This window comes from Reinekea sp., from assembly GCF_046710285.1.
GTDB lineage: Bacteria > Pseudomonadota > Gammaproteobacteria > Pseudomonadales > Natronospirillaceae > Reinekea.
The window spans coordinates 110,918-119,212 of sequence record NZ_JBKEGY010000011.1 but is presented as its reverse complement, the minus strand read 5'-3'; the positions used below and the strand labels follow the sequence as shown (position 1 = coordinate 119,212).

At 43.8% G+C, this 8,295-nt stretch carries 7 protein-coding genes; 3 read left to right on the top strand and 4 right to left on the bottom strand.

Annotated elements, in window-relative coordinates; genetic code table 11:
• Positions 1–112 precede the first annotated feature (112 nt).
• The 3 genes from ACI882_RS09865 to ACI882_RS09855 all read right to left on the bottom strand — a co-directional run bounded on the left by ACI882_RS09865 (position 113) and on the right by ACI882_RS09855 (position 3,067).
• Positions 113–1,249, bottom strand: coding sequence for a hypothetical protein (locus ACI882_RS09865; RefSeq protein ID WP_411744016.1), 1,137 nt, complete (start codon positions 1,247–1,249; stop codon positions 113–115).
• Positions 1,250–1,365: 116 nt separating this feature from the next.
• Entirely contained in the window at positions 1,366–2,076 is a 711-nt protein-coding gene (locus ACI882_RS09860) for an AAA family ATPase (protein ID WP_411746247.1), read from the bottom strand.
• Between the two features lie 46 nt (positions 2,077–2,122).
• Entirely contained in the window at positions 2,123–3,067 is a 945-nt protein-coding gene (locus tag ACI882_RS09855) for a WD40 repeat domain-containing protein (protein WP_411744735.1), read from the bottom strand.
• 144 nt (positions 3,068–3,211) lie between these two features.
• On the opposite strand from ACI882_RS09855, the gene ACI882_RS09850 reads away from it, so the two are divergent.
• From ACI882_RS09850 to ACI882_RS09840, 3 genes are read left to right on the top strand one after another with little or no spacing between them, the layout of a single operon-like run.
• On the top strand, positions 3,212–3,574 hold the full coding sequence (locus tag ACI882_RS09850) for a GFA family protein (RefSeq protein WP_411744734.1): 363 nt from the start codon (positions 3,212–3,214) through the stop codon (positions 3,572–3,574).
• Positions 3,575–3,609: 35 nt separating this feature from the next.
• Positions 3,610–4,251, top strand: a complete 642-nt coding sequence (locus tag ACI882_RS09845; RefSeq protein ID WP_411744733.1) for a glutathione S-transferase family protein — start codon at positions 3,610–3,612, stop codon at positions 4,249–4,251.
• A 33-nt stretch (positions 4,252–4,284) separates the two neighbouring features.
• On the top strand, positions 4,285–6,066 hold the full coding sequence (locus tag ACI882_RS09840; RefSeq protein ID WP_411744732.1) for a diguanylate cyclase: 1,782 nt from the start codon (positions 4,285–4,287) through the stop codon (positions 6,064–6,066).
• A 4-nt stretch (positions 6,067–6,070) separates the two neighbouring features.
• On the opposite strand, the gene ACI882_RS09835 is transcribed toward ACI882_RS09840, so the two are convergent.
• Positions 6,071–8,251: a LemA family protein gene (locus tag ACI882_RS09835; RefSeq protein WP_411744731.1), complete on the bottom strand. Its 2,181-nt coding sequence runs from the start codon at positions 8,249–8,251 to the stop codon at positions 6,071–6,073.
• Positions 8,252–8,295: the final 44 nt, after the last annotated feature.

The window sequence follows — 8,295 nt, the reverse complement described above, 5'->3', positions numbered from 1 at the left end:
TTACTGCGAAGCTCATCCACAAGCGAGTAAGCCCAAACTAGAAAAATTCATAACATCACTTAAAACAAAAAAGGGAGCCGAAGCTCCCTAGTTTGTTTAATCTTAACGCTAATTATGCATCAGATTTTGGGTCGAACAAGCTACGACCTTCAGATGGAGCTGTGTTCACTACAGGCTCTACTGGGGCCGCAGGAGCTGGCGCCGGAGTTGTAACAGGTGCTGCAGGAATACTAGGCTTTACCACCGGAGCGGGGGTTGCGGTTACTGGCTGTGCTGGCGCTGCCTTTTTTGCAGGTGCCGCTTTCTTTGCAGGTGCTTTTTTAGCGACCGGTTTTTTCGCCACTGGCTTTTTAGCTGTTGCTTTCTTTGCCGCTGCTTTCGGAGCGGCTTTTTTAACAGCCGCCTTCTTAGTTGCTGGCTTTTTTGCTACAGCCTTTTTAGGTGCTGCTTTTTTGGCGACTGCTTTCTTAGCCGCTGGTTTGGCAGCTGCTTTCTTTGGTGCAGCTTTTTTAGCGGCAGGCTTCTTTGCTTTGGCTTTTTTAGCAGCGGCGGCAGCTTTCGCTATGGCTTTCTTTTCTGCTAATTTTGCTTTTTCTTTGGCTTTCTTTTCGGCAGCTTTTGCTTTTTTGGCAGCAGCGGCAGCGGCTTTCTTATCTGCAACGGCTTGTTTCTTAGCTTCAGCAGCAGCTTTTTTTGCAGCAGCTTTTTCAGCAGCTTGGCGCTGTGCCTCGTCTGCTTTACGCAGTGCAGCAACACCCTTATTAAACTGACCCGCTAGTTTTTGTTCAAATTTAGCAGTAGCAAGGCTTGCTTTAGCTGCATCTAGTTCAGATTTAGTCGCAGCAGCATCCGCTTTAGCCGTGACTACAGCTTCCCCAGCTTTGGCAGCGGCAGCTTTAGCAGCAGGTGTTTTCTTAGCAGCAGCTTTAGCTTTTTTAGCTGTCGCCGCTTTTACTTTAGAGGTCGCTGATGCCAGTTTTTTAGTCAACTGAGCAACTTCTTTTTCAATTGATTTAAGCTCTTTAGTTTGAGCTGCAGCAATTTGCGCTTCAAGCTTTAACAAATCTTTCGTGAGTTGGTCAACAACCGAGACTGCTTTATTTTTAGCAGGCGCTTTTGCGACAGTTTTTTTCACTGCTTTTTTCGCAGCCGCTTTCTTAGCCGGTGCTTTTTTAGCAGTTACTTTTTTAACTGCAACTTTCTTAGTTGCAACTTTTTTTACAGCTTTCTTTTTCTTGGCAGCAGCCATGACCCCAGTCCTCTTCAAATTAAAAAAATACGCACGTTTTTAGTATCGCCATACTATTGTTTTCACCTGCCTACATTCAAGCAATAAACACCGATTTAGGTAGTTTTTTTACTGAATTAGGTGTTTTCATCAATCCAGTCGACTAATTTTTGCCAATCACCTAAATCTTTCTTCTGTGCATTCTGTAAATCATGAATGCCTAAGCCGTACTCAGATGCTCGGATATAATACTGAGTATCTCGAATTGTTGATACAAAAGGTATTTTTAAGCTCTTTAAAAACAACTCTAATTTAGAATAGACCAAGGTGTTTTTACGTACTCGATTGGCCACCACGGCAACCTTCTTATTGCTAGACCGATAAGCAGCACTGAGAAATAATTCTTTAATAAAAAAGGTTGTTGCACGAATATCAATTGGAGATGGTGTCACTGGGATGATTATGAAATCACATTCACGCACTAAGTCATTTAATAACATGCCACTTAATCCTGCAGGGGTATCAATGACAACTTTAGAGGTGTTCGGTGGCAGGTTACGTAAATACCAAGTTCGAGTAACATGCCCTGTCGCTTTTTTATAGGCACTGACGCCATGTATTTTTTTGCGTGCATTTTGTCTTAGCTGGAGCCACTGAGCTGCTGAACCCTGAGGGTCAAAGTCAATCAAGGCACATTGCTCGTCTCGGCTAGCATATAAACTCGACAAATTAGTCGCCACTGTGGTTTTACCACTGCCGCCTTTAGCGTTAGCAACTAAGATTCGTGTTGGTGTGGGTGTATTCACCACACGGGCGCGCGATTCAGATATAGACAATGTATTTGCCATGTATTCTCCGGACATGTTTGATCATGCTAACAGATATTCCTTCAGGTCAAAATGTATATAAGTAGCCATTTGATCCAACGGCAATCAATTTACTGTCACGCCAGCCGATATCGAGAACCGATGTACTTTTCAATGCTTGCTTTACTTCACTGCCTATTCGCCAGCGATTCGTTCTTTTACCGGTCTTAGCATCAAACTCGAATATATCTCTATAAGTCGTCCCGGTGAGCAATCGTTCATCGCCTATAAAGGTTGCGCTGGTCAGTCGGTATTTTGCCGTTTTTAATTCAGCTATTTTTCGCCGCGTGGTCAAGTCCCATAATTCAGCCTTTTCACTTGAGGGGACCATCAAAGCAACGGCACCTGTTTTACTTAATTTGACCAGCGAAACCTGATTAGAATAACCAAATTGCCGGATTAAACTGGCGTCACGGGTATTCCAAAGCTTAGCGGTATTATCTTCTGATCCAGTTAACGCAATACCCGTTTGAGTATTTAAACTTACGCTGATGACAGGGCCATTGTGTTGAAACTCACGAAGTACTCCACCGTGCTGCACATCAAATAAAACCGCTTGACCGTTATCCATTCCCAGTAGAGCAAAGAGTCCGTCAGCAGAAAGGTCGGCGGACTGAATACGTGAAGGCGCTTCCCAAAACGCGACAGACTCCCCCGTTTGAGTGTTCCATAAAACCAAGTTGTAGTAATTAGCCGTAAGTGCGTATGAGCCATCGGCTGAAAATGAGGAATACAATATTTCTGTTAGGTAACCTGAACGATGGTTCCAATTGTACAAGCGAGCAAAGCTTGGAATGTTCCAATAGCTACCACCGTGCTGAAGCGAGCCGAGAACCAGGTTTTCTCCCTGCGCATCTATCGAAGCAGAATAAGCACCTTGCATCGCGAGTTGTTGATGCGTTGTTGCCCCTGTCGGCCAGCAGGAAGCCAACAAGGGAATGATTAGGAAAATAACTAGGTAGAACTTTCTCAACAGCGACACTCTAATTTATAAAGTTGGATATTGAACAGTGTAGCACTCGCTGAAAATTGTGCAGTTATTAAACTAAGGAGATGGATTGTGTTTTTATTAATCGCATCGTAACCTAACAGAGCGCTTTTCATTCAAGGACGGAACATGCTCACAGCACAATGCCATTGCGGTAATATTTCTCTTATTGCAGACGAGACACCTGAAACGATTACCGAGTGTAATTGCTCGCTATGCGGGCGTTTTGGTGCGCGCTGGGCATATTTTAAAGTCAGCCAAATCAAAATTAATGAAAACACCGCTCGCAATGATACCTATCGCTGGGGAGACGGTGACATTGATTTCCATTTCTGCCCAAACTGCCATTGTTTAACTCACTACACTGGTACAGGAAAACCTAACGAGCAAGACCGTTTTGCCATCAACACTCGCATGAGCCCAGACAGCGAGACAACCTCGATTCGCATTCGTCACTTTGATGGTGCTGATACTTGGGCTTATATAGACTAAATACACAGCTACCACGCCTCAAGGAGGCTAATTACATGAAGCTAATCATCGGTAATAAAAATTATTCTACTTGGTCACTGCGCCCATGGTTTTTTATGCAGGCAATGGGGGTTACTTTCGAGGAGCAATTGGTTTCACTAAATAGTGACAATTTAAAGGTCAGTTTAAGTCAGTTCTCTCCGTCCGCCAAAGTACCCGTCTTAGTCGACAAGAGCTTAACCGTTTGGGATACGCTCGCAATTTGCGAATACGTAAACGAACAATACTTAGAAGGAAGCGGTTGGCCGCGAGATAAAGCCGACAGAGCTCTTGCTCGCAGCCTAACAAGCGAGATGCACTCAGGGTTTTCAGCGCTCAGAAACGAATTACCCATGAACATCCGAGCCAAGCGACAAGTCACTTTAACGAATGCCGCACAAGCGGAGTTAGAGAGAATTGACGATATTTGGTCGGCATATCACCCAAAAAGTGGCTGGTTATTCGATACCTTCAGCATTGTAGACGCCTTTTTCGCCCCAGTAGCTCTTCGGTTACCTACCTATGGTATCGAATTGAGCGAAAATGCAGCTGCATATCAACAAAAGCTGCTATCACACCCAAATATCATCGATTGGGTTGAAGATGCAAAAAAAGAACGCGAAATAGTTGAATCTGATGAAGCAGGTCTAGAAATTTAAGCTAGGCTTATTGGATAGTTGAAGGAGTCATCCTTGGTTCGTCTTAGTTTAAGTATGTTGATATTGCTGTTATCGGGGCTTAATTTTGCTCAGGATTCGACGTTTCGATTGGAAAGTGAAGTAATTGATGCAGGAGACCGGGTTGAACTAGGTGGCGACTGGTGGTTCGAATTTGGACAACATTTAACCCCGTCAGAACTCATGGACCAAATCCAAGATCAGAACCTCGAACTTGTGCCAACGCCATCCAGCTGGCACAACTTTATAAAGCCCGACCGAGCCAATCCAAGTCTTGATGGCATTGCGACTTATGCAACTCGCATCACCTTTGACCGTAAACCTAGTAAGCCAATTAGCCTCCTAGTGCCATATATTACTGATGGCTATCGAATTATGTGGATGCCTTACAATCAGCCAGAAAAGGCTATGTTTTTAGGTCAGTCTGGCGATTGGGAAACTGGAAAAAACACGGCTCGAGAAGATATGCTCTATGCCATACCGGCTGAAAAAGACGGTATTTTAATCACTTATGTCGCTAAAACTCGATCTTTTCAGGGCGGTATCTTAGAGCCCTTTACCATTCAAGATAGCCACGTTGCTCTGAACCTCAAAGGTATTAACGATTTTGCTCGCGCACTCATGATGGGGGCCATTTTAATCATGAGTATTCACTATTTTGTTCAGTATTTTCATTGGCGCAATAATTTGAGTTTGTTGCTGTTGTCACTTATTTGCTTTGTTATGTTGATTCGGTCAATGGGCGTTTCTGGAAATACGGACCTATTGTTGTCTTATTTAACGCCAGATCATTTTACGGTACGTCTCAGAGCAGAGTACTTAACAATCGTCATAGGCCCCACTGCGTTTTTACATTTTTTTCACTCTCTAATTAGGGGGTTATTCCCCAAGCGCTTCTTACAGGGTGTTTGGACCCTTACCCTTATTTTAGCAATTACAACTTTGATTATACCCTTCAATGTAATGACTAAGAATTTGCTGGTTTACCAAATTCATATGCTGACCGTCTCTTTCATAGCGCTGTTCAGTTTATTTTGGCCTGCTTGGAAAGGTAAGCCTTTTGCTCGCTTACTTCTTGTCGGTACAGCTATTCTGGCATTAGGGGTGTTGAATGATGTTTATGCGTCAATATCGGTCAGTTATCATATTTACTTGATCGAGTTTTTTGTGTTTTTCTTTTTAATTTTCCAAGCTCAGGTTGTCGGTATAAAGCTCAACGAAACGGTTAGTTTATCGGCTCGCTTAAAATCTGAAAAACAAAAGCTTGAACACAAACACGATAAAGCACTGCTTGATAGTCAACTCGACCACTTAACTGGACTCTATAACCGGAAGGCTTTTGAAGAGCTGTTTAACCTAACTTGGCAACATTCGCTTATAAGTCAGGAGTCACTGAGCATTATCTTGATCGACCTCGATCACTTCAAAGATATCAATGACGTTCATGGGCACCTCATTGGTGATGAGGTATTAATTTATATTGCTTCATTGCTGCGCAGTCAAAACTTACGCAAGGGTGATTTCATCAGCCGTTATGGCGGTGAAGAGTTCGTCCTCATTCTACCGGATACTCGCTTAGAAGATGCCTATAACATCGCTGAAAAACTACGCATTGCGATTGCTCATGCCCCTGCGTATGAAGATAACCTTATAAACTTACGCATTACAACGAGCATTGGTGTATTCGCAACGATACCTAAGGAAGAAAATTATAAATCTGCCTTAGGTAAGGCTGATGAAGCGCTTTACAAAGCCAAGAACAACGGCCGAAATTGTGTAGTTAGTCTAGTTGATTAGACCGTCAGTTAGCTTCCATTTGCCGAAAAATAGCTGCTGCCTTGAAACCAAAGACTCTTGCTAAAATTACATCAGGTAGCTTTTCAATTTGTGTATTATAAAGCGTCACTGAATCATTATAACCTTGGCGGATCAAGGCTAACTCATCCTCTGATCGTTCCATTTGCTGGGTAAATTGCTGCATGACTTTATTGGCTTTGAGTTCAGGGTATTGTTCAGTAAGTGCCACCAGCTTTCCTACCGTTTTCTCTTCGACTTTAAGATGCCGTGATGCGTTATCCGCTGAATCTTGGACAGACGCTCGACCCGACCTTACTAACGAAATCGACTCCAATAATGCACTTTCATGGGCAAGATAGCCCTTAACCGTCTCCTGAATACGCGGCCATAAATCGTGACGTTTTTGTAACAGGGTATCTATATCTGCTGCGGTTTTGCTCACCCGTTGGCGTAAAAATACGAGGCTGTTGTAATGCATAACCACGGTTATCAACAGTAGTAGAACGGGTACCAACAACGACACCGATAGCAAATCTAAGGGTGTAAAGCTTCCTGACCCAGCCAACCAAACAGTCCCTGCCATTAGGCCAAACGCCAGTGCTAAACCCGTTAGTAGAAAACCTTTTGCGCCTTGACCCAATATAACCTTTTGTTCATCTTCGGCTGTCAGCAGTAAATCAATGTCTTCACTATTTTGCATCACTAGAGTTGAGGGCTGCTGGTCATCAAAGCCTGCAAAACCCAGGCAATAGACTTCTGTTAAAGGGGCGAGCCAGTACTCACTGTAACGACGTGAGCCTTCTTGTTTTATGAGTTTTTCAGGGTATTTAATGGTCGCTTGATTTGGGTTAATACTGACACGACCTAGGTTGTCTTCAAGCCAAAAATTGACGCTTTCATCGCCCGATTCAATTTCAACCCACTTTTGGTTTTTGCCAGAGCCTCGACGCTCTTCAATACTGTACCTATATGCCACGCAGTCTTTTTGATTCAACTGGCTGCGCAGTACGGGTGCTTCGGTATTAGTTTGTACAATGCCAAACAGCTCAGCAATACCATAGGTTAGCCCTGTCGTTTTTGAAGTCGGTATAAACTCAACTAATCGCTTAAAGCGAATCGCCACTAACGCCGCCCAAATTAAGCCCACGCAAACGAAAACGGCGATTAGGCAAACCAGATAGGTTATCCAAGAGTTTTCAAAACGGCTCGAAGCCTTAACAGCAATTTGAGCAATAAGTGCTTGTTGACGAGTATCGGTTAACACTGGCAGGTCTAAGTTAGAACGGGCAAAATTTTCAAACAATGCATGGTCCGGCCAGCCTTGCGCGCTTTGCTTTAGCAATAAGTAATATCGAAACAAGTCTTCTTGTGCATAACTATTTTTGGGTTGGCTTAATGCGGCCTGTGATCGTTGGCTATAGAGTTGCGCCGCGTGCTGCCAGTCTATTTGTACTGCACGGATACCTAAAGTGGCCAGTGCTGCCATTATGCCAACCGTCATCACCAACACGAATACCCAAAAACGATGCACTGCAAAACCAGTGAGTATAAATGCGACGCCCACTGCCAGTGCACCAACCGCGGCAGAGATAATCATGCCAATCCAGAACAGTGATTGCCCGCCTTCACGCGCGAGAGTTTGAGTGGTTATTATTTTTGGTACGCTGCCGTCTGTTTGAGATAACTTTAGCTCTGCTGATTTTGGGTCGTAATGACCCGTCAATTGAATTTGATTCTCTGCGGCCAGGGTATGCTCTGTATAAGTCAGATCACCGTCTTTTCGCCGATACGTTTCAGGCGCGCTTATTTTTATTTGCTGCAATGCAAAGCCAGGTTGAACACGTACCTCTCCGCTTGTGTCTGCGAGAGTAAAGGGCGTAGCACTTTTACCGCTTTCAAGGGTACGAGTTTTTTGATCGCCGTCGGAATCGGTGTAGGTTTCTTCTAGCTTATAAGCATAAAAGACCACCGGCGTTTTTGAATAGGGCGCAATAATAGCATTGTTAGCTTCTTCAATTGTACCATCAAGGGCATACACACCTTCTGTTAGCGCAGCGATAGGAGTATTGGGTAAGCGATCTAACTGGCGAACTTCTGACAACTTTGTAAAACCAAATGAAAAAGCCCACAAGGAAAAGGCGACCAAAGCTGCAGCCAAACAAATATAAACTATACGACGAATCACAAGTATCTCCTTAAATACTGAGCAAACTAAAGCAGTTTCACTGG